At 72.5% G+C, this 20,730-nt stretch carries 16 protein-coding genes; 3 read left to right on the forward strand and 13 right to left on the reverse strand.

Annotated features, from left to right (window positions below; translation table 11 throughout):
- Window positions 1–3: 3 nt before the first annotated feature.
- The 6 genes from ACFWN1_RS20940 to ACFWN1_RS20965 form a co-directional block, all read right to left on the reverse strand.
- Entirely contained in the window at window positions 4–495 is a 492-nt protein-coding gene (locus ACFWN1_RS20940; RefSeq protein ID WP_384363999.1) for a peptidylprolyl isomerase, read from the reverse strand.
- Between the two features lie 211 nt (window positions 496–706).
- Window positions 707–1,948 carry a cytochrome P450 gene (locus ACFWN1_RS20945; protein WP_384364001.1) on the reverse strand — a complete coding sequence of 414 codons (1,242 nt, stop codon included), beginning with the start codon at window positions 1,946–1,948 and terminating at the stop codon, window positions 707–709.
- 145 nt (window positions 1,949–2,093) lie between these two features.
- Entirely contained in the window at window positions 2,094–2,249 is a 156-nt protein-coding gene (locus ACFWN1_RS20950) for a DUF6131 family protein (RefSeq protein ID WP_361655633.1), read from the reverse strand.
- A gap of 128 nt (window positions 2,250–2,377) precedes the next feature.
- The gene (locus tag ACFWN1_RS20955) at window positions 2,378–3,451 is read right to left on the reverse strand and encodes an NAD(+)/NADH kinase (protein WP_384364003.1); all 1,074 of its coding nucleotides are present in this window, start codon (window positions 3,449–3,451) and stop codon (window positions 2,378–2,380) included.
- An 88-nt stretch (window positions 3,452–3,539) separates the two neighbouring features.
- On the reverse strand, window positions 3,540–4,532 hold the full coding sequence (locus tag ACFWN1_RS20960) for a CAP domain-containing protein (RefSeq protein ID WP_384364005.1): 993 nt from the start codon (window positions 4,530–4,532) through the stop codon (window positions 3,540–3,542).
- A gap of 485 nt (window positions 4,533–5,017) precedes the next feature.
- Window positions 5,018–5,863 carry a DUF1206 domain-containing protein gene (locus ACFWN1_RS20965; protein WP_384364007.1) on the reverse strand — a complete coding sequence of 282 codons (846 nt, stop codon included), beginning with the start codon at window positions 5,861–5,863 and terminating at the stop codon, window positions 5,018–5,020.
- A gap of 65 nt (window positions 5,864–5,928) precedes the next feature.
- On the opposite strand from ACFWN1_RS20965, the gene ACFWN1_RS20970 reads away from it, so the two are divergent.
- A complete protein-coding gene (locus ACFWN1_RS20970; RefSeq protein WP_384364009.1) occupies window positions 5,929–7,134 on the forward strand; it encodes an MFS transporter in 1,206 nt (401 codons plus the stop codon).
- A gap of 211 nt (window positions 7,135–7,345) precedes the next feature.
- Here the strand turns inward: ACFWN1_RS20970 and ACFWN1_RS20975 are convergent, their stop codons facing one another.
- From ACFWN1_RS20975 to ACFWN1_RS21005, 7 genes are all read right to left on the reverse strand, one after another.
- Window positions 7,346–10,828: a ricin-type beta-trefoil lectin domain protein gene (locus tag ACFWN1_RS20975; protein ID WP_384364011.1), complete on the reverse strand. Its 3,483-nt coding sequence runs from the start codon at window positions 10,826–10,828 to the stop codon at window positions 7,346–7,348.
- An 89-nt stretch (window positions 10,829–10,917) separates the two neighbouring features.
- A complete protein-coding gene (locus tag ACFWN1_RS20980; RefSeq protein ID WP_384364013.1) occupies window positions 10,918–11,064 on the reverse strand; it encodes a hypothetical protein in 147 nt (48 codons plus the stop codon).
- 163 nt (window positions 11,065–11,227) lie between these two features.
- On the reverse strand, window positions 11,228–12,445 hold the full coding sequence (locus tag ACFWN1_RS20985) for a ricin-type beta-trefoil lectin domain protein (RefSeq protein WP_384364015.1): 1,218 nt from the start codon (window positions 12,443–12,445) through the stop codon (window positions 11,228–11,230).
- A gap of 275 nt (window positions 12,446–12,720) precedes the next feature.
- Complete coding sequence (locus tag ACFWN1_RS20990; protein WP_384364017.1) at window positions 12,721–14,319, reverse strand: ricin-type beta-trefoil lectin domain protein; 1,599 nt, start codon at window positions 14,317–14,319, stop codon at window positions 12,721–12,723.
- A gap of 819 nt (window positions 14,320–15,138) precedes the next feature.
- Window positions 15,139–15,801: a hypothetical protein gene (locus tag ACFWN1_RS20995; protein ID WP_384364019.1), complete on the reverse strand. Its 663-nt coding sequence runs from the start codon at window positions 15,799–15,801 to the stop codon at window positions 15,139–15,141.
- Between the two features lie 38 nt (window positions 15,802–15,839).
- On the reverse strand, window positions 15,840–17,420 hold the full coding sequence (locus ACFWN1_RS21000) for a glycerol-3-phosphate dehydrogenase/oxidase (RefSeq protein WP_384364021.1): 1,581 nt from the start codon (window positions 17,418–17,420) through the stop codon (window positions 15,840–15,842).
- Entirely contained in the window at window positions 17,417–18,016 is a 600-nt protein-coding gene (locus ACFWN1_RS21005) for a TetR/AcrR family transcriptional regulator (RefSeq protein WP_384364023.1), read from the reverse strand. Before ACFWN1_RS21005 ends, ACFWN1_RS21000 begins: the two co-directional genes overlap by 4 nt.
- An 80-nt stretch (window positions 18,017–18,096) precedes the next feature.
- On the opposite strand from ACFWN1_RS21005, the gene ACFWN1_RS21010 reads away from it, so the two are divergent.
- Complete coding sequence (locus ACFWN1_RS21010; protein WP_384364025.1) at window positions 18,097–19,689, forward strand: FAD-binding oxidoreductase; 1,593 nt, start codon at window positions 18,097–18,099, stop codon at window positions 19,687–19,689.
- Window positions 19,690–19,709: 20 nt separating this feature from the next.
- Window positions 19,710–20,615 (forward strand): diacylglycerol kinase family protein, encoded by a 906-nt coding sequence (locus tag ACFWN1_RS21015; RefSeq protein WP_384364027.1) that lies wholly within the window; start codon window positions 19,710–19,712, stop codon window positions 20,613–20,615.
- Window positions 20,616–20,730: the final 115 nt, after the last annotated feature.

Genomic DNA, 20,730 nt, shown 5'->3' on the forward strand with positions numbered 1-20,730 from the left:
GGATCAGACGGTGCCGCTCGCGGAGACCTCGACCTTGCCCTTGGGGGCGCCGCTGCCGCTGCCGAGGGACTCGACGCGGTCCACGATGTCCTGGCCCTCGACGACCTCGCCGAAGACGACGTGCTTGCCGTCCAGCCAGGGCGTCACGACCGTGGTCACGAAGAACTGCGAGCCGTTGGTGTTCGGGCCCGCGTTCGCCATGCTCAGCAGGTACGGGCGGTCGTGCTTGAGGTTGAAGTTCTCGTCGGCGAACTTCTCGCCGTAGATGCTCTTGCCGCCGGTGCCGTTGCGCTGGGTGAAGTCGCCGCCCTGCAGCATGAACTGCGGGATGACGCGGTGGAACGGGGAACCGGCGTAGCCGAAGCCGTGCTCGCCGGTCGCCAGCTCGCGGAAGTTCTTCGCGGTCTTGGGCACGACGTCGTCGAAGAGGCGGAACACGATGCGGCCCGCCGGCTCGTCGTTGATGGTGATGTCGAAGTACACGTTGTCGCTCATGGAGATCAACCTACCGTCGGTCGGCCCCACACGTTCGCCCGAGCCGGGCACGGCCCACCGGGGGAGGAGGGGCCGACCTAACGCACTCGCACTGAGATACGCGTACGCGAACATGCACGGCATGCCTTGACCGACCGAACTGTCCTGTCACCCAATGGTGGTGAGCCACCTACCGGGGCCGGGCCTGCGCGACAGCAAACCCCGGCCCCGGCTACCAGGTCACCGGCAGTGTTCTCGGACCGCGAATCAGGCCGTCCCGCTGGAACTCCACCTCCTCGGGTGGTACGGCGAGCCGGAGCGCGGGGAACTCGTCCATCACTGCCTCGATCAGCACCTCGGCCTCCATCCTGGCCATCAGCGCGGCCAGACAGAAGTGCGGGCCGTGTCCGAACGCCACATGCCCCGCGCCGGTGCGGTCGAAGTCCAGCAGGTCCGGAGCGGGGAAAACCGCGGGGTCCCGGTTGGCGGCCACATACGCGTTGTAGACCACGTCTCCCTCACGGATCAGCCGGCCGCCGATCCGCACGTCCGCCAGGGCGATACGGGGGATGCCCACACCGTTGCGGTGCGGAACGAACCGGAACAGCTCCTCCACCGCCTTCGGCAGCAGCTCAGGCTCCCGGCGCAGCCGCGCGAACTGGTCCGGATGGGTGAGCAGCGCGTACATCATGGAACCGCTGTTGTTGCGCACCGCGTGGCCGCCGCTGACGTACACGGCCATGGCCAGCGAGATCGCCTCGTCGTCGGTGATCTCACCGCTCGCGGTGGCCGCGGCCAGCACCCCGGCCAGGTCGTCGCGGGGTTCGGTACGGCGCCGCTCCAGCAGGGCGACGACCCGGCTCCGGGTGTCCTGCCGGGCCGCCTGGTTGCGCTCCCTCGCGTCCGCCTTCGTCAGCAGCGCCTCGGACTTGCCGGCCCAGTCGCGCCAGTCGTCCTCGTCGGCGCCCAGGAAGGCGCAGACCACCGAGATCGGGAACGGGGTGTACAGGTGCTCCATGAGGTCGCCGGGGGCGCCCGCACTCCGCATGCCCGCCAGCAGCCGGTGGGCGGTGCGCTCGGCGAGCGGCCGCAGCCGCGCCATGCTCTTCGCGGTGAACGCCCGCGCCACCACCCGGCGCAGCACGGTGTGCCGGGGCGGGTCGACGTACTGGAGGCCGGCCGTCCGTGACGCCACGGTCTGGGGTGCCATGCTGGTCACCGAACGTCCCAGCAGCTCCGCGCGGGAGAAGCGGGGGTCGGACGTGACGAAGCGGACGTCCTCGTAACGCGTGACCAGCCATGCGTGCCCCTCCCCGTAGGGCAGCCGGATGCGGGTGACCGGCTCGTCGCGCAGGAGCGAGTCCAGGAACGGATCGGGGTCCAGCGCGGGCAGATCCTCCACCAGCCAGGGCCGCACGGGCGGCGGGGGTGGTGAGGAGGGTACGGGCTCGACGGACGCGGAGTCGAAGGTCATGGCGGGTCCCTTCTCCAGCAGTGTCCGCCAGCCTCCCGCAGCCGCACCCGTCCCGCATGCGGGGTTCCGCCACATCAGCGGTCCCCCTGCCGCACCGGAGTGCGATCAGGGGGACCGATGGGGCTGGGAGGTCACCACCCAGAGGTCACCAGTAGTGCCGACGGCCGGCGACCGCGTGACCGGTGGCGCCGAGAACCCACAGGATGGCGCCGACCACCGCGAGAATGATGCCGATCGTCCACAGGATCGAGATCCCGGTGAGGAAGCCGATGATCAGGAGAATGACGCCGATGGCGAGCATGGTGTGCCTCCAGCCGTGTGAGAAGTACCTGCTCTCCTAATGCCCCCATGCGGGAAACATTCTCACTTCGGACCGGGAAACCTGGACGCCGTTTCGAGCTGATTCACCGCTGGTGGGATTTCCGCAGCTCAGCGGCATGGGGGCCCGTCCTCAAGGGTGGCGGGCAGCGCCAGATGGGCGAGGTCGCGGGGCGGTGCCGAGCGCACCGGCCACAGCGGGGCGGCCTCCCCGTCCGCGACGGCGGCGGGCGCGTCGGTGAGATTCATCCGCTCGCGCAGCCGCCCGTAGAAGTCCATCGGTCCCAGCCGCACCGCCCGCAGCCGCCGGGGTGATGCGTACACGCCGATCCAGTCGCCGGGGTTGAGCACGCCCCGCACCTGGCCGTCGATGCTGACGGCGGCCCGGCCGGAGCGCTCCAGCACCCGGAACGCGATCGGCTCGTCCGGCGCGGCGAGCACCGAGCGGTTGAACGCCATGTGCGGGGCGACCGGCGTGAACAGCAGCCCCTCCATACGCGGCGAGACCACCGGACCCCCTGCGGCGAAGCTGTACGCGGTCGATCCCGTGGGGGTCGCCACCAGCAGCGCGTCGGCGGAGTACGAGGCGAGCAGCTGGCCGGCGATGTACACACCCACCGACACCTGCCGGTCCCTGGCCAGCTTCTCCACCACCACGTCGTTCAGCGCGGTGACGTTCAGGGCCACGCCCCAGTCGTCCCCGGTCGCGCACTCCTGGCGCACCCGCGGCGGGGGCAGCATGGGACCGCGCCCGTAATGCACCAGGTCCGCCATGTGCGCGGGTACGCTCAGCGGGCACGAGGCCCGCAGGGTGAGCAGCATCCGGCTCTCGGCGTCGAACCGGCCCTCGTACAACGCGTCCAGCGCGGCCTGTACGGCTGTTGCGGGCACCTCGGTGAGGAAGCCGACCCGTCCGAGGTCGACGCCGAGCACCAGGGCGTCGTTCTCCGCGGCCAGCCGGGCGCCGCGCAGGAAGGTGCCGTCGCCGCCCAGGGTGACGATGACGTCCGGGTCGCCCGCGCTGTCGACCTCTTCGCGGGCGCTGTGCCGCGCACCCTCCTGCCAGATGTCGATGTCGGCGCAGCCCACGTCGTGCGCGGCGCACCACTCGCGCACCGCGTCCGCCGCGGTGAGCGCGGCCGGACGCCCCGCGTGCACGACCAAGCCGATACGGTTCACCGTCATCCCGACACCCGCCTCCCAGCCGACCCGCGCGACCCCTCATCCTGGCCGCGCGGCGGACGCGCGTTCGGCACGCCACGCCGCGAGGGCCCTAGCGGGCGGTGCCGAAGTCCTGGGTCCAGTAGCTGCCGGGCTGGGCGAGGCCCACGCCGATCTCCTTGAAGGAGCAGTTGAGGATGTTCTCCCGGTGGCCGGTGCTGTTCATCCAGCCCGCCATGACCTGCTCGGGCGTCGAGTAGCCGTAGGCGACGTTCTCGCCGTACGCGCTCCACCGGTAACCGGCGGCGGTGATGCGCGAACCGGGGTCGGAGCCGTCGGAGCCGGTGTGCGACATGGTGTTGTGCGCGGCCATGTCGGCACTGTGGTCCTGCGCGGCCTTGGACAGGGTGGAGTTGAGCTGGACGGGGGAGCAGCCGGCCTTGGTGCGCTCGGCGTTGACCAGTTCCACCACGCGGGCGACGTCGCCGGAGGCGGTCGCGGCGGGCTTCGGGGTGCTCGGCGCGGCGGTGGGGGCGGTCTGAGTGGGGCGGGGCGGGCCGGAGACCGGGCGCACGGTGGGTGCCGAAACGGGCTTCGTGGGTGCCGAAACGGGCTTCGTGGCGGCCGGCTCGGGGGCGGTGGTGGGCCTCGCGGTGGCCGGCCCGGGGGCGGCGGCGGGCTTCGCGGTGGTGGGCCTCACGGAGGTGGGCCTCACGGAGGTGGGCCTCGCGGCGGCCGGGCGGGCGGTCCTGGCGGTGGGCTTGGCGGCAGGCTTGGCGGCCTTCGTCCGGGCGGTGCGGTGGTGGGTGGGCGCGGGCGCCGGAGCGGACCGGTGGTGGGTGTGGACGCTCGGGGAAGCGGAGGCGGGCTCGGCGGCGGGTGACTCCGAGGCGGTGGCGCCCGGGGCGCGGTCCTGCTTCGGGGCACTCCGCCACTCGTGACGAGGGGCCTGCTCCGTCCGCCAGGCGGTGGCCTCCGTCTGCTGCCCGGGGTCACCCTTCCAGTCGACGCAGGCCACGGCGGCGGTCGGTACGCCCACGCCGGCGACGGCGACGGCGGCTATCAGCACCCGCCGATACTGCTGGTTCTTGCGGTGCTTTCCCATGCGTGAAACCTCATTCGGTAGGCGCCGGGCGCCGCCGCGCGGCTTCCTCTGGGTGGAACCCGCCTCCCGAACAGCAAAGACGCCCTGCGAGTCGTCATTCTTAGGACGGCCACACAAGGCGTGCAAAGAGGCTGTCGTACTAATACGCTTCGTAGGTCTGGGAGTCCCTTGCCAAGGTCACGGAGGCGTGCCGCCCGGGTACCGGCGGCTTTGGCGCACTGCTGGCGGGGTGTCAGAACCCTTCACGATTCGCGAAAGCGAGCACCTGTGACGAGCGCACCGGCCACGCAGAGGGACAGCATGATCCAAATCCATGCCAAGACGGACAAAGCGCACTTGTCGTCACGGGCCGTCACCTACTAAGGGGACACCGCAGGCCATAGAAGCGTGTGAGGGATGTCACGGAACCGTACGCGCTCCGGATGGACGGCGGCGCCCTCACCTGGACCGAAGGTGGGGCGCCGCGATCGTGGCCGGGGTGCGGGTCAGACCTCGCGCCAGCGGGCGTTGCACCAGGAGAAGACGCCGAACGCGACCAGGCCCAGCGCGATCAGTGCCAGCAGCCAGGGTCCGGCGGGCAGGTCACGGAACGACCGCAGGGTGTCGTCCATCCCCTTGGCCTTGCCCGGCTCGTGCTGGACGGCCGCGATCACTGCGAACACGCCCGCCACGCCGAAGACGATCCCGCGTGCCGTGCCACCGCTCACGCCCAGGACGTCGACGATCCGCCGCACCTTGGGCGACATCTCGCCGGTACGCAGGTGCTTGCGGAACTTGCGCATGATGGCCCGTACCGCGATGTACACGCCCACGCCGACCACCACGAGCCCGGCGGCCCCGACGATCCACTGACCGCCGGGCCACTTCAGGGCCATCGCCGTCACGTCGTCGCTCCGCTTGTCCGAGGCGCCGCCGCCGCTGCCCTTCTCCCCGGCCGCGTAGGACAGCACCGAGTAGCAGACGAAGGCGTAGAACACGGCGCGCGCGGCGGACATGACCCGCTTGGACGCCTTGCCGCCGTCCTCCCCGGCAGCGCCGAACACCGCCTCCGACAGCCGCCACAGCGCCATGCCGGCCAGCGCGATGCCGACGATCCACAGCATGACGGCGCCGAACGGCTTCTCCGCCAGCTCGGCGAGGGCACCGCCGCGGTCGGCCTGCTTCTTGCCGCCGCCACCGCCAAGGGCTATCTGAAGGGCTATCACGCCCACCAGCAGGTAGATCAGTCCACGGGCGACGAAGCCCGCCTTCGCCGCCGCGGTCATCGCCGGGCTGTCGGCCACTCGCCGGGCCTGCCCCTGACCGCGCTGTCCCAGAACGCTTGATTCCATGACACTCCCGATGCCCCGGCGTGTCCGCGTCACGCCCGACCGGCGGTCACATGCCAAGGTGAGCTGTGACCGACTCCGACGCCGCCCCCTCCCGACGGCGCCCTCGCCCCGGCTACAAGGCCGCGGCGGGCGTCTTCGCCATCGGCATGCTGGGCACCACGCTGCCGACCCCGCTGTACGGGCTCTACCGGGAGCGGATCGGGTTCTCCGAGCTGATCGTGACCGTGGTGTTCGCTGTCTACGCGGTCGGCGTCATCGTCGCCCTCCTGCTCGCCGGGGGCGCCTCCGACGTGCTGGGACGACGCCCGGTGCTGGTCACCGCGCTGGTGCTGTCGGCGCTCAGCGCGGTGTGCTTCCTGCTGGCGGGCGGGCTGCCGCTGCTGTACCTCGGCCGGGTGCTGTCCGGTTTCTCGGCGGGGCTGTTGAGCGGCACCGGAACGGCCGCCGTGCTCGACCTGGCGCCGCCCGAGCGCCGTGGGCGGGCCGCGCTGGCGGCCACCGCCGCCAACATGGGCGGGCTCGGGCTCGGGCCGCTCGTCTCCGGATTCCTCGCCGAGTATGCGCCCCGGCCGCTCGTGCTGCCCTTCCTCGTCCACCTCGTACTGCTCGCCGTCGCCCTGGTCGTCACCCTCCTGCTCACCGAGACCGTCCACCACGACGGACCCCGGCCGCCGCTGAGGCCGCAGGGGATGCGGGTGCCGCCCGAGGTGCGCGGGGTGTTCGGACCCTGCGCGCTGGCCGCCTTCGCCGGGTTCTCCCTGCTCGGCCTGTTCACCGCCGTCGCGCCCGCCTTCCTCACCGAGACCCTCGGCGAGCACAACCTCGCGGTGACCGGCGCCGTGGTGTTCAGCGTGTTCTGCGCCTCCACCGGCGGCCAGCTCCTCATGGGCCGCATCGGCGTCCGCGCCGCCCTCCCCTGGGGGTGCGCCGTACTTGCCACCGGACTCGTCCTCGTCGGCACCTCGCTGCTGGTGGAGTCCCTGCCGCTGCTGCTCGTCGGCGCGGTCACCGGCGGGGTGGGCCAGGGCATGGCGTTCCGGGCGGGGCTCACGGCGGTGGGCCGGGCCGCGCCCGAGGAGCACCGGGGCGCCACCATCTCGGCCTTCTTCGTCGTCGCCTACCTCGGCATCTCCCTCCCCGTGCTGGGGGTGGGCGCCCTGACGCTGGGCCTCGGCGTGCGCGGGGCCGGGCTGGTCTTCACGGTCTGCGCGATCGTGCTGGTGGTGGGGGTGGGGGCGCGGGTACGGATGCGTCCGCCGAGGGCTCCGTAGCTCGCGCTCGACCGCCCGGACCTGATGAGCCCCGGAGATGTCCTCGGCCTGGTCCGTTCGCACCGGCTCATCAGCCGCAGTGGGCACACCGGCAGTTACTCGTACACGGCTCATGGCGCAAAGTGCCGCTTCGTCAGCGACCCCGAAGGGCCCACACTCCGAGGCGGGCGGGCGCTGGACTCGGGCGCCCGCCCGGCTCGGCAGGAGACTGTCAGCTGAGGGTGAAGCGCTGTGCGGTGGTGCTGTTGCAGTCCCAGATCTGGAGCAGGTCGCCGGCTTGCTGGTTGTTGCCGTTGTCGTCCAGGCAGCGCCCGGACCGGGGGTTGAGGAGAGTGCCGTCGGAGCGGGTCGTCCAGGTCTGGGCGCCGGTGCCGTTGCAGTCCCACAGCTGGGCGGGGGTGCCGTTGGCGGTGGCACCGGCCTTCACGTCCAGGCACTTGCCTAGCACGTGAAGGGTCTGGTCACCGGGGGCGGAGAAGCGCTGTGCGTCGGTCGCGTTGCAGCCGGAGAGCTGGACGGGCGTGGGACTGCCGGGATCGGCGCCGGTGATGTCGGCGCACAGCCCTCCGGGTCCGGTCAGCGCTCCGGGCGGCAGCTTCCATCGCTGCCCCGCTGAGGAGTCGCAGTCGTGGATCTGGAGTCCTGCGGCGCCGGGCTCGGTGTTGCCGCCCGGCACGTCGAGGCAGCGTCCCGAGGCGGTGTTGACCAGGGCACCGTCGGTCTGGCGGGTCCAGGTCTGGGAGCCGGCTCCTGTGCAGCCGGCCAGGCTGACCGGCGCGCTGTTCCCGGTGGCACCGCCGGTGACTGTGACGCACTTGCCCAGGACGCGCAAGGTGTCGTCGGTGGCGTGGGCGAAGGTCTGCGCGGCGCTGTGGTTGCAGCCCCACAACTGGAGTGCGGTGCCGTCGGCGGTGGCGCCGCCCTTGACGTCCAGGCAACGCTCGCCGGCCCCGATGACCTCGCCGGAGGCGGGGTTGGTGGTGGCGCTGCCCGTGAGCGCGACGGTGTGCCGCGTGTCGAGCGGCAGCGCGGTGGTGCTGACGGTGACGGTGCGGCGGTTGGGGTTCCAGGACCAGTCGGTCTCGGGTACCTGGGTGCCGTCGACGGACACAGCGGTCGGCGCCTGGGAGTTGGACAACCGCAGCGTGTAGGCGCGGGAGGTCGGGGCGTCGGTGTAGCCACCGCTCTGGGCGCCGATGGTCAGAGTGCGGGAGCCTTCGTTCCACGACAGGGGCGCGGAGGTGGACTGTCCGGTCTTGTAGCCGTTGCCCTCGCCTGCGTCCGAGTAGAGCGAGAAGGTGCCGTCGGCGCCCGCGGCGACGTTGACGGTGAGTCTGGTGAGCGGGCTCTGTGCCTGGTTGTCGACGTAGTCGGTGCGGGTGGGCAGGATGCCGCCGGCCTTGATCAGTACCGGCATCCGTGAGAGCGGGGCGGTGATGGTCACGGTGGCGGGGCCGGTGTAGGTGCGGCCGGTGAAGTAGTCGGTCCAGCTCCCCGGCGGCACCCACACCGAGGCCGACCCGTTGCCGCCCGCGTCGTTGGGCGAGGTGATCGGTGCGACCAGGACGTTCGGCCCGTACAGGTACTCGCCGCGCGCGGTGTACGCGGCCTCCTGCGCGGGGTAGTCCAGGTACATCGGCCGCACGATCGGCACACCGGTGGTGTGCGCCTGCTGGGCGAGGGTGTAGGTGTACGGGACCAGCGCCTCCCGCAGCCGCAGCGAGGACTCGGCGCTTGCCGCGGCGGCACCGGTGTAGTCCCACGGCAGGCGGTCGCCGTGGTCGGAGTGCAGCCGGTCGATAGGCTGGAACACCCCGAACTGCACCCAGCGGGCGTACAGGTCGTCGGCGAGGTGACCGCCGTGGTAGCTGCCGATGTCATGGCTGACGTTGGACAGGCCGGCGGCGGCCTCGTCGGCGGTGAAGCGGGTCTCGTAGGCGAGCATGTCCCAGGTGGCGGGGGTGTCCCCGGTGAACTGCAGGGTGTTGCGCCGCTCCGACCACGGGCCGATGGGGTAGTTGCCGGCGAATCCGTTGGGAGTGGAGGCGCCGATCCGGGCGAAGGAGAAGCCGCGCAGACCCTTCGCCGTGGAGTTGTCGGCATACGCCTGGTTGATCAGGTTGTCGGCCGCGATGTGCGGGTCGGAGGCGGTGGAGGAGTCGCAGCAGGCGTCCAGCCACCACGCGCGGGTGCCCTGCCGCTCGAACGGCTGGTGCAGGGCGAGATAGGCCGCCATCTGCTTCGGGTTCGACCAGTCGAACTTGTACGTGGTCCCGCCGTCCAGGGCCAGGCCGCCGGCGGCGCTGTCGGTGGCCGCGAACTTCGGGTCGCTCCTCTCGATCGTCGGGTGGATGTTCATCGCCACCGACAGGCCCTGCTGCTTGGTCCAGTTCAGGAAACCCTGGGGGTCCGGGAACGGGCCGGTGTTCCAGTTCCAGCCGTTCCAGTTGTTCGGGGACTTCCAGTCGGTGTCCACCACCAGCCAGTCGATCGGGGTGTTGGTGCTGCGGAACTTCGGCAGAAGCGTGTTCTCGTAGTCCGCGGCCGAGTAGGCGTAGTAGCGCGAGTACCAGACGCCGTAGGCCGACTGCGGCAGCAGGTTCGTCCCGCCGGTCAGTGTGTTGAGATCGGTCAGACCTTGTTTGTAGTCCTGGCCGTAACCGAAGAAGTAGCCGTCCTGGTAGGGCCGGCTGCCGTGCGAGGGGCGGTCGGTGACGGTGTGGTCGGCCCCGAGCAGCGCGGTGCGGGTGTCGTCCAGCAGATACCAGCCGTCACGGTCCAGTATCCCGGGGTGCTCGGCCACCGGCAGCGACGCCGGATTGTCCAGGGAGCGGTACCAGCCGCCCAGGACGCTGGTCGGTCCGGCACCGTAGCCGGTCGTGGTCAGCGCGGTGGACGCCGCCGGGTAGTCGGTGGTGGAGACCGGGGTGACGGCGAGGGAGTCGATGTTGACACGGCCCGTGTCGGTGGCCTTCTGCACGAGGGACAGCGCGTCGGTGCCGGCGGTGAGGGCCACCGTGGTGGACACGGTGGACCAGGTGTCCCACGAGGAGGTCGCCGGGAAGCTCAGCGCGGGCCCGGCCGCGCCGTTGACGGTGGTGGACAGGGTGCCCGTGCCGCCGGTGCCGTTGGAGTAGCGCACCTGGAGGCGGTAGGTGCCGCTGGAGGGGATGGCTGATACGTCCTGGGTGACACCGGCGCCGTTCTGCTCGAAGCCCGCGACGAACCCGGACCCGGTGTGCCCGCCGTGGTCGTAAGCGACCGCGGCCCGGCCGTTGAGCAGGTCGTTCTCCGCCTCGCAGGCGGTGCCGACCGCGCAGTACGAGGGGAACCTCGGTCTGGCGTTCACCCCGGTGCCGGTCAGCGACACGGACAGATTGGTCTCGGTGAAGGGGCCGCTGCCCTGCTTGTAGCGCAGAGTCAGGCCACTGGTCCTGATCTCGCGGTAGCCGTCGGACGTCACGGCCGTCGTGTAGGCGGGGGTGGAGTCACGGTTGACCGCGTTGAAGGTGGTGCCGTCCTGGAACGCGCCGTCCCCGGCGTACTCCAGCCGGACCAGGGTCGGACTGATCACTTCGAAACGGGCGTTGCCGTCGATGACGGCGGCAGGCGCGGCGTGGGCCGCCGTCGCCGGGAGGGCACCGGACATGAGCAGTGCGGACATCAGACCGAGGACGGCGGTGACAGCCGGCATCCGTGGGGGTCTGCGAAGACGAGGGAGGTGCATGGCCGGCCTTCCTGTAATGACCGATATAGGGGAGGAGGCGCCCGGGTGCGTGCTGTTCAGGCGCCGGAGAGGGACCAGACCCGGGCGGGGGCGCCGTAGCGGTCGCGGAGCCGGACCCGGGTGCCGGCGGTGGCGGAGGCCGAAGCGGGGTCGCGGCAGCCGCCGTGATGGGGCGGCCGCCGCTGGTCGCCGTCGCACTCCACGCCTGGTAGGCGTTGTCCAGAGACGCGGGGGCCGCGACGCGCCGCGGGTACCGCGCGGTGGTCCGGAGCGCGGCCGCCACCCCGGGCGAGATCAGGCTGCCACGTTGTCTCATGGCTCATGTCCCGTCCCGTGGGGGAGGCGGCGCGCCGCTACGTCGGGTCGTCAGCGGGTCCAGTGCTGGTTGACGCCGCCGTCGCAGTCCCAGATGTCGAGCTGCGTGCCGTTGGTGGTGGAGAAGCCGGGATCGTCCAGGCAGCGGCCGGAGACGGGGTTGCGGTAGCCGCCGTTGTACGGCTGCCAGACCTGGTTGCCGCCGCCGTTGCAGTCCCACAGCTCCACCAGCGAGCCGTTGGCGGTGCCCGCACCGGTGACGTCCAGGCACTTGCCGTTGATCGTCAGCGCGGTGCCGTTACTCGTCCACTGCTGAGCCGGGGTGCCGTTGCAGTCCCACAGGTCCACCTTCGTGCCGTTGGCACTCGAACCCCCGAAGTCGTCCAGGCACTTGCCCGCCATGCCCGACCTCACCGGGCCGGCGCCGCCGGCCGAGCCGGAGGTGAAGGGCTGGAAGGCGCGGGCGAAGTCCCCGGTGTTCTGGCTCACCCCGCTGCAGGTGCCCGATGCCGTGGTGGAGCCGGCGCAGCCGCCGTTGTCGCGGTTCTGCGACCAGTAGGACAGCAGGGCGATCCCCTTGGACGCGTCGTAGGACTCCACCTTCGCGGCGTCGGCGAGGGTGAACACCTCGCCTGCGCTGTCGTTCTGGCCGATCATGGGGGTGTTGCCGAGCCTCGCGTAGGCCGCCGCGGTGGAGATCCCGTAGATCTGCGCGACCTGCGAGGCGGCGGCGTCCACCGCCCGGTTGGACGCGTCGCCCATCTGGGTGCCGGGCGTGGCGTAGTCCATCGTCATGAGATTGACGATGTCCGGGGTGAAGCCGTTGGACCGGGCGTTGTTCAGCAGGTTCAGCTCGTCGCCGCCGAGGCCGCCGGGGGTGGCGGGGACGGTGTAGGAGACCACGAGTTGCCGGCCCGCCCCCGCGGCCCAGGAACGGACCTGGGCCAGCGCCTTGTTGCGGCGGTCGATGCCGGCCTGGTTGGTCAGGGAGTTGGCCTCGATGTCGAAGTCGACATGCGACAGGTTGAACGTGGTGATCGCCGACTCGATCTGCGCCGCTGCCGCCTGCGGGGACGAGCAGGAGTCGCCCAGTTCGGTCAGCGCGCTGTCGGAGCCGTAGCCGCCGAAGGACAGCGAGACGTCCCCGCCCTGGCCGCGCAGGCTGTCGATCTGCGACTGAAGACCGGCCTGCTGGCCGATCGACCACCGGCAGTTCGCACCGTCGGCGAACGCGATCGTGAAGAACTTCGTGCCGTAACTGCTCGCCACGCCACTGAGTGTGATGTTTCCCGACCATGTGTCGGCGAAGGGTGCGAACACGCGGGCCGGCCACGGGTTGGGCGACGACGCCGACGCCGGAGTGGCGGTCATCAGACCCGTCACCCCGATCGCGCCGACGACACCGAGCGCGGACACCATTGCCACGGCTTTCGAACGAATGGACACAGAACTGCTCTCCTGGAACTCGAAGTCAGGTGCGGGCCGGACCGGTGGGACCCGTGGAGCGGTGAACGTTCCGCTCCACGGGAGTCGGACAGGAGGATCTACGGCAGGTGCCATTGCTGGTTGACGCCGCCGTCGCAGTCCCAGATGTCGAGCTGGGTACCGTTGGTGGTGGAGAAGCCCGGGTCGTCGAGGCACCGGCCGGAAGCGGGGTTGACCAGAGTGTTGTTCGCCCCCGCCTGCCAGACCTGGTTGCCGCCGCCGTTGCAGTCCCACAGCTCGACCGGGGAGCCGTTGGCGGTGCCGGCACCGGTGACGTCCAGGCACTTGCCGTTGATCGTCAGCGCGCTGCCGCTACTCGTCCACTGCTGAGCCGGGGTGCCGTTGCAGTCCCACAGGTCCACCTTGGTGCCGTTGGCACTCGAACCCGTGAAGTCGTCCAGGCACTTGCCCGCCATGCCCGACGTCACCGGGCCGGTGCCGCCGGACGAGCCGGAGCCGGTGAAGGCGCCCAGGCCGTTGGGGGTGCCCAGACCGGTCGGGCCGTCGAAGCCGCTCACGCCGTTGCACAGGTAGGCCGGGCCGCATGAGCCGTCCGAGCCGGAGGTGACGTCGTTCAGGGAGCCGGAATGGGCGTACAGCACCGACGCCGCCGGGTCGGACGGCGCGCCGGCCAGGGCGTAGACCGAGGCGATGATCGGGGAGGAGGCGCTGGTGCCGCCCACCACGAACCAGCCGCCCTGCCCGTACGTGTCGTACACCGCGACCCCGGTGCCGGGGTCGGCCACGGCCGACACGTCGGCGACGGTCCGCCGGGCACCGCAGCCGGTGTCCTTCTGCCAGGACGGCTTGGTCTCCCATGACGAGCAGCCCGCGCCGGCGCCTGACCACGCCGACTCCGTCCAGCCGCGGGCAGTCGCGGAGTTCTGCCGTAGCGTGGTGCCGCCGGCGGCGACCACGTACCGGGACGTCGCGGGGAAGCTCACGCCGTAGCCGCCGTCGCCGGTGCTGGCGACGTCCACGACGCCGGGGTGGTTGTAGTCGGCGTCCGTGGCGGCGTTGTTCGGACCGTCGCCGGTGCCCCAGCTGTTGGAGATGAAGCGCGCCCCCAGCGAGACCGCCGTGTTCTGCGCCGCGTCCAGGTCCGTGGACTCCACCACCAGGATGTGGCACAGCGGGCAGACCGCCGAGATCATGTCGATGTCCAGCGACGCCTCCGTACCCCAGCCCGCGTCGCCCGCCGGGTAGTTGCCCTGCTGGCCGCTGCCGTTGACCTTGCGGAAACAGCCGTTGGCCGTCGTGCAGGCGGGCAGTCCGTACTGCGACCGGTACGTCGCGAGGTCCGACTCCAGCTTCGGGTTGTCCGCCAGCTCGGTGACGGCGACCGTCGCCCCGCCGCCCCTGGACGCCGCGGCGGACGCGAGGTTGTACGCGCGCTGCAGGTCGGCGGGGCCGTACCCGGACGGCGTCGCGAACGGGGACAGCGCGTTGTCGTGCACGGCGTGCACGTCGGTACGGATCAGCGAGTAGCAGACCGGGGCACCGGGGAACAGCGGTTCGGCGCACGACGCCGGTGTGCTCACGGCAGTCGTGCTCGGGTCCGGGTGGGCCGCGCCGGTGGCCTGGGCGGTGAACGGCACGGCGAGGGCGGCGGCCGAAACGGCGAGTATCGCGGCGGCTCTTCGGAGGAGATGTCTCATGAACTGTCACCTGTCGATGAGGTCAGACCACGGCCTTTTCCCGCGTCCGGGCGAGAACGGCCGGGCGCGCGGGGAGTGCCGAGGTGGGGGGATGGGACAAGCACTGACACCGCGACGTCGTCCGGCCGCGGACCAGGACGGTGGGCGGCGGAGCTGCTGAGACGGCGCCGCCGTCGATGTCACCGACCGGCGGCAGGACCCGGATGGCGCCCGTCGCGCCGGGGCCCGGCCCGGGGAGCTGGATCGGACTCGAAGCGTGACAACGTTGTCGAAGCGGATGTGAGCGGGATCGGTCCGTGCGGCCGGCGCCGCGGTGTCCACGCTGGTGGGCTCGGGGAGCCGCGGGAGGAGAAGGCGGCTCGCAAGGGGAATGCGCCGTTGTTCCATGGGCGTGCGACTCCGGGTGGGGGACGCGGGATCGGCCGGTGCTTCCGTGCTGATTGACGGTCAGCAAAGAGCACGTACGGGTACATGTCAATGGTCTGGTCCAACTGTCATGCCAGAACACACCAAGAAAGAGGGAGCGCTCTTTCGATGGTGTCCGCGTGCGGATTCAGCTCATACGTATGACGCCTGACCTTCCATCGGTCAGGAGGCCACGCTGATTGCCGCCTTCGGCGCACGCGCGGGGCCGGTTCCGCCTCCTGCCGGGTGGCGGGTCCGCCGGAGTCCGGACGGATCGCCCAGCGTCACGCCGGCCGGCTCCAGGTCCGGGAGCGCATCATCCGGCGGCCCGCCGAGCACGTGGCCGGTGGGATCGGACGCGAAAACAGCCCCGTCGCCGTCCGTGGTCCGCACCCGTGCATGAGTGGTGGCGCCTCACCCCGGCGGCGTCGACCTCGGCCCGCGCACCGTAGTGGTCACCCTGACCTGGCACGGCATGCGCGGAGTCGAGCCGAAGCCGAAGCGGACGGGCGGGTCGACCGGGGCGAGGGGTCCCAGGTCCCGGCCCTCGTAGGTGGCCGTCGCCGCGGTGAGCCGGCGCAGGTCACGGGCGCCGTACCACTCGTACCGGCCGTTCCCGGCGGAGCCCCGTGTGCGGACGCCCATCAGCAACCGGGCCACCGGGTCGGTCAGGGCGGCGAGGGTGGGCCGGGAGATGACCGGGCCCGCGAGGTGGAGCAGGGTACCCAGCGCGCCCCGGCGGCCGACCGTGAAGCTCAGGTCGAGCAGCGGTACGGACGTCACCGTCCAGCGGTCCCCGGCGATCCGCACCCCCACGGGCACGACCCGCACCTCGTCGAACGCGTACGTCCCCGCGATGAAGTCCGCCACCTGCCGGGTCGGCGCCAGCAAGGTGCGGTGGCCGTCGGCGCGTTCCACCATCACGTCGCTGAAGGGGCCGAAGGGGGTGCGCGGCCAGTGGCCCAGGACCAGGCGGCTGCCGGACGTCGTTCCGATGCCCGTGATCCAGCCGTCGAAGCGCAGGTCGACGCAGTCGCGTGCGGGTGGGGGCGGGGCGTCGGGGCCGGGAGGCGTCACGTGCGACGGATGCCCCTGGCGCGAAGCGGCGAAACAGGTCAGACGCCCGACGGGGTGGCCCGCGCCAGGATCTCGGCGGCGACGACCAGTGCCTCGGCGCGGTCCTCGGGGACGAGGCCGATGCGGGTGCGGCGGTCCAGGAGGTCGGACGGGTCCAGGGCGCCCTCGTGGCGGGCGGCCCAGAGGAGTTCCGCGCGGGTCACCGGGTGGCCGGGGAGCACCGGCTCGGCGAGCGCCGGGTCCCGCTCGGCCAGGGCGAGGACGGCCGGTGCCTCGGTGCCGTAGCGGCGGACCAGGCGGGCGGGCGCGGGGAGGTCGCGCAGGCGCTCCGGGGCGGCGGCGCCGACCAGGGGAAGCCCGGCGGTGGGGGAGGAGGCCGAGGTGAGACCGCACGCGTCCACCGCGTCCTGGGCCATCCGCCGGTACGTCGTCAGCTTGCCGCCCACCACGGTGACCACCCCGTCCGCCGAGGTCAGCACCGCGTGCCGGCGTGAGATGTCCGCGGTGCGCACCGAGCCCGGGGCGCCCGGCACCGAGGTGTCCAGCAGCGGGCGCAGCCCGGCGAACGCGCCGTCCACCTCGTCCCGCCGCACCGGCGCGGCCAAGACCGAGCCCAGTACGTCCAGCAGGAAGCCGATGTCCGTCTCCGGTACCTCGGGCACATCCGGGATCGGGCCCTCGACCGGCTCGTCCGTGAGGCCCACATAGGTACGGCCGTCGCCCTGCGGGAGCACCAGCACGAAGCGGTTGGTCTCGCCGGGCACCGGTATGTGCAGGCCCGCCGGGAGCGCGCCGAGGCGCTCGGAGCGCAGCACGAGATGGGTGCCGCGTGAGGGGCGTACGCGGAGGCCGTCGACCAGGCCACCGGCCCACACGCCGGTCGCGTTGACGACGGCTCGCGCCCTGATCTCGCCTTCCTCGCCGGTGAGTTCGTCCCGGAAGCGGGCGCCGGCGGGGCCGAGTTCCAGGGCGCGGACGCGGGTGAGGACCCGTGCGCCGTGCGCGGCGGCGGTGCGGGCCAGGGCGGTGACCAGGCGGGCGTCGTCGGTCACCTTGCCGTCCCAGGACAGCAGGCCGCCGCGCAGGCCGGACGCGCGCACCGAGGGCGCCAGCTGCCGGGCCTCGGCCGCCGTCAGCCGGCGCGGCACCGGCAGCACCTGCCGCGTGGTGCGGGCGGCCAGCCGCAGCACGTCCCCGGCCCGGAACCCGGCCCACGCCAGCGACGCCTGCGCCCGGGACACCAGCGGGCTCAGCGGCAGCACGAAGGGCTGCGCGGCCACCAGATGCGGTGCCGTGCGCGTCATCAGCACGCCCCGCTCCACCGCGCTCTCGTGCGCCACGTCGAACTGCCCGGCCGCCAGATAGCGCAGGCCCCCGTGGATCAGCTTGGAACTCCAGCGGGAGGTGCCGAAGGCCAGGTCATGGGCGTCGACGGCGACGACGTCGAGACCGCGCGCCGCCGCGTCCAGGGCGACGCCCGCCCCCGTCGCGCCCAGCCCGACCACCAGCAGGTCGGCCGTGCCGCCCCCGGCCGCCGAGGCCAGCTCGCGGGCGCGGCGGGCGGCGTCGAGCGACGAACCCGGCGTGGCCGTACGGTCGGCGCGGTCGCGGATGCTCATGGGGTGAGGGTCCTTTCCAGGAGGGTGCGCAGCTCGCCCAGGAAGGCGGCGGCGTCCAGCTCGGGGTCGTCCTCGTCGGTCATGGTGCGCAGCGACAGCGCGAAGGACTGCACCAGCAACAGCAGGGCGCGGGCCTGCCGTCCGGGGTGCGTCACGCGTACCGAGCCGTCCGCGTGGCCCTCGTGCAGGGCGTCGGTCAGGAGGGCGAGCAGGGCCTCTTGTGTGGCGCCGCGCCGGTCGAGGACGTAGGGGAGCAGCAACTCGGGGTCGACGTCCAGGATCTTGCGGAACAGGGGGTGGTCCCGGAACTCGGTGACACCCGCGACCAGCCCGGTCACGATCCGGGCGCGGGTGTGCGGGCCCTCCGGTGCGGAGGGCATCGCGCGGGTGGCCACGGCGAGCCACTCGCGGGTCATCAAGTCGCCCACCAGCGTGCGCAGATCGGGCCAGCGCCGGTACAGCGTCATCCGGGAGACCCCGGCGCGGCGGGCCACATCGGCAAGGGTGGTGCGGCGGACACCTACGGCCAGGACGCAGTCGCGCACCGCGTCGAGCACGGTGTCGGCGTCCGAACGGTTGTGACGGATGGACGTCATGTGTAACAGTGTAACGCCCCGGCGGCCGGGGGGAGATGGCGCCGCACACACCGAACCGACCTGGTGAGGACGACCGTTCGATGGACATGCTGTGGAACGGCTGGGGCGACCCGGCGAAGGCGGCCCCCCTGCCCGACGCGGTGGCCGGACTCCTGCACGACCTGCTCGGCGTCCGCCCGAGTCGCTCGAATCCCCTCGCTCTGCACGAGGTTGAGCCGCCCGAGCCCACGCTCGCCCCGGCCGCCCTCAAGGACCTCGCCGACGCGGTGGGCTCGGCCGACCACGTCCGCACCGACACCCAGAGCCGCGTCCGGCACACCCGGGGCAAGTCCACGCCCGACCTGCTGCGCATCCGGGCCGGCGACGTCACCGACGTACCGCAGGCCGTCGTCCTGCCCGCCTCCCACGCGGAGGTGCTCGCCGTGCTGCGGGCCTGCGCCGCGCACACGGTGGCCGTGGTCCCGTACGGCGGCGGGACCAGCGTCGTCGGCGGACTCGCGCCCCGGACAGGGGAGTTCATCGCGCTCGACCTGCGGCGGATGGACGCCCTGCTCGACCTCGACCCGGTCTCCCGCACCGCCGTCCTCCAGCCCGGTCTGCGCGGCCCGCAGGCCGAAGCCCTGCTCGCCGCCCACGGGTTCACGCTCGGCCACTTCCCGCAGTCCTTCGAGTGGGCCACCGTCGGGGGCTTCGCCGCCGCCCGCTCCAGCGGCCAGGCGTCCGCCGGGTACGGCCGCTTCGACGACATGGTCCTCGGCCTCACCCTCGCCACCCCCGAGGGCACCGTCGAGACAGGCCGCGCCCCGCGCTCCGCCGCCGGACCCGACCTGCGCCAGCTGATCCTGGGCTCCGAGGGCGCGTTCGGCGTCATCACCTCCGTCACCGTCCGCGTCCGGCCCCAGCCGGAGCGACGTCTCTACGAGGGCTGGAGGTTCGCCTCCTTCGCCGAGGGCACCGCCGCACTGCGCAGACTCGCCCAGGACGGGCCCCGGCCCACCGTGCTCCGGCTCTCCGACGAGACCGAGACCCTGGCCGGCCTCGCCCAGCCCGACGCCGTCGGCGCCGCCCTCGCCGACGGCGGCACCGGCTGCCTCGCCGTCACCGGCTACGAGGGCACCGCCGCCGACACCGCCCGGCGCCGGGAAGAAGCGGCCGCCGTCCTGCGGGAGTGCGGCGGCACCCTGGCCGGCACGGAACCCGGCGAACGCTGGGCCCACGGCCGCTACTCGGCCCCCTACCTGCGCGACGCCCTCCTCGACGCCGGCGCCTTCGCCGAGACCCTGGAGACCGCAGCGTTCTGGTCCCGGATACCCGAGCTGTACACCGCCGTACGCACCGCCCTCACCGACACCCTCACCCGCGCCGGCACCCCGCCCCTGGTCATGTGCCACATCTCCCATGTGTACGAGAACGGCGCCTCCCTCTACTTCACCGTCGTCAGCGCCCAGGGCGAAGACCCCGTGACGCACTGGACCCCGGCCAAGCGCGCGGCCAACGAGGCCGTGCTCGCGGCGGGCGGCACCATCTCCCACCACCACGGCGTCGGCACCGACCACCGCGACTGGTACGTACGCGAGGCAGGCCACCTCGCCGTCGACGCGCTGCGCGCCGTCAAGGCCCGCCTCGACCCCGCCGGGCTGCTCAGCCCCGGCGTCCTGCTCCCCACCGACTGACCGCGCCCGGAGGCACACCGATGCGAGAGTTCACCGCCGTGGTCAACCCGGCCGCCGGCGCCGCCACCGGGGCCGCCACGCTCCTGAAGGTGGCCCGGCACCTCCGGGAGGCCGGCGCCACCCTGGAGACCGAGTACAGCCACAGCCTCGCCCACGCCCGCGAGACCGCCCTGCGCGCCGGGGAGAGCGGCCGGGTCGTGCTCGCGGTCGGCGGTGACGGCATGGCGGGCGGCATCGGGGGAGCGCTCAGCGGCACCGGCGCCGTACTCGGCCTCGTACCCGCCGGACGGGGCAACGACTTCGCCCGCGCCCTCGGCCTGCCCGCCGATCCCGCAGCCCTCGCCGAGATCCTGCTGCACGCCGAGCCCCGGCACGTCGACACCATCGAGGCCGAGTCCGCCGTCCACCCGCGCACCGTCGTCCTCGGTAGCGTCTACGCCGGCGTCGACGCCCTCGCCAACCGGTACGCCAACCACTCCCGACTGCTGCGCGGCGCCGCCTCCTACTACGCGGGCGGCCTGCGCGCCGTGGCCGCCTGGCGCACCGCCGAGTACCGGATCACCGTCGACGGCGAGGAGCACCGGCACCGCGGCTACACCGTCGTCGCCGCCAACTCGCCCTACTACGGCTTCGGCCGCGCCATCGCCCCCGCCGCCCGACTCGACGACGGGCTCCTCGACATCGTGCTGATACGCGAGGCCCCGCGCCGCCTCTTCTTCACCCTCATGGAAGAGCTGAAGACCGGCGCCCACGTCCACCGCCCCGAGGTACGGGTCCTGCGCGGCAGCGAACTGCGCATCGAGGCCGACCGCCCCGTGCCCTACGGCGCCGACGGCGAGGTGGAGGCCACGCTGCCCGTCACCGTCCGGGTCCGCCCCGCCGACCTCGCCGTACTGTGCCGCTCACCGGACGCGCGAGGGAATTAGGGCCTGTCCGGCGGATCTTCGCGGGCCCGCGACGCCCGGCACGCACTCTCGCCGCACGCCCGAATCACCCGAGTACGTCCAGTACGAGGGAGATCCGGGCGCACGCCGAGAGCAC

This window comes from Streptomyces sp. NPDC058459 (assembly GCF_042721685.1).
Classification (GTDB): Bacteria; Actinomycetota; Actinomycetes; order Streptomycetales; family Streptomycetaceae; genus Streptomyces.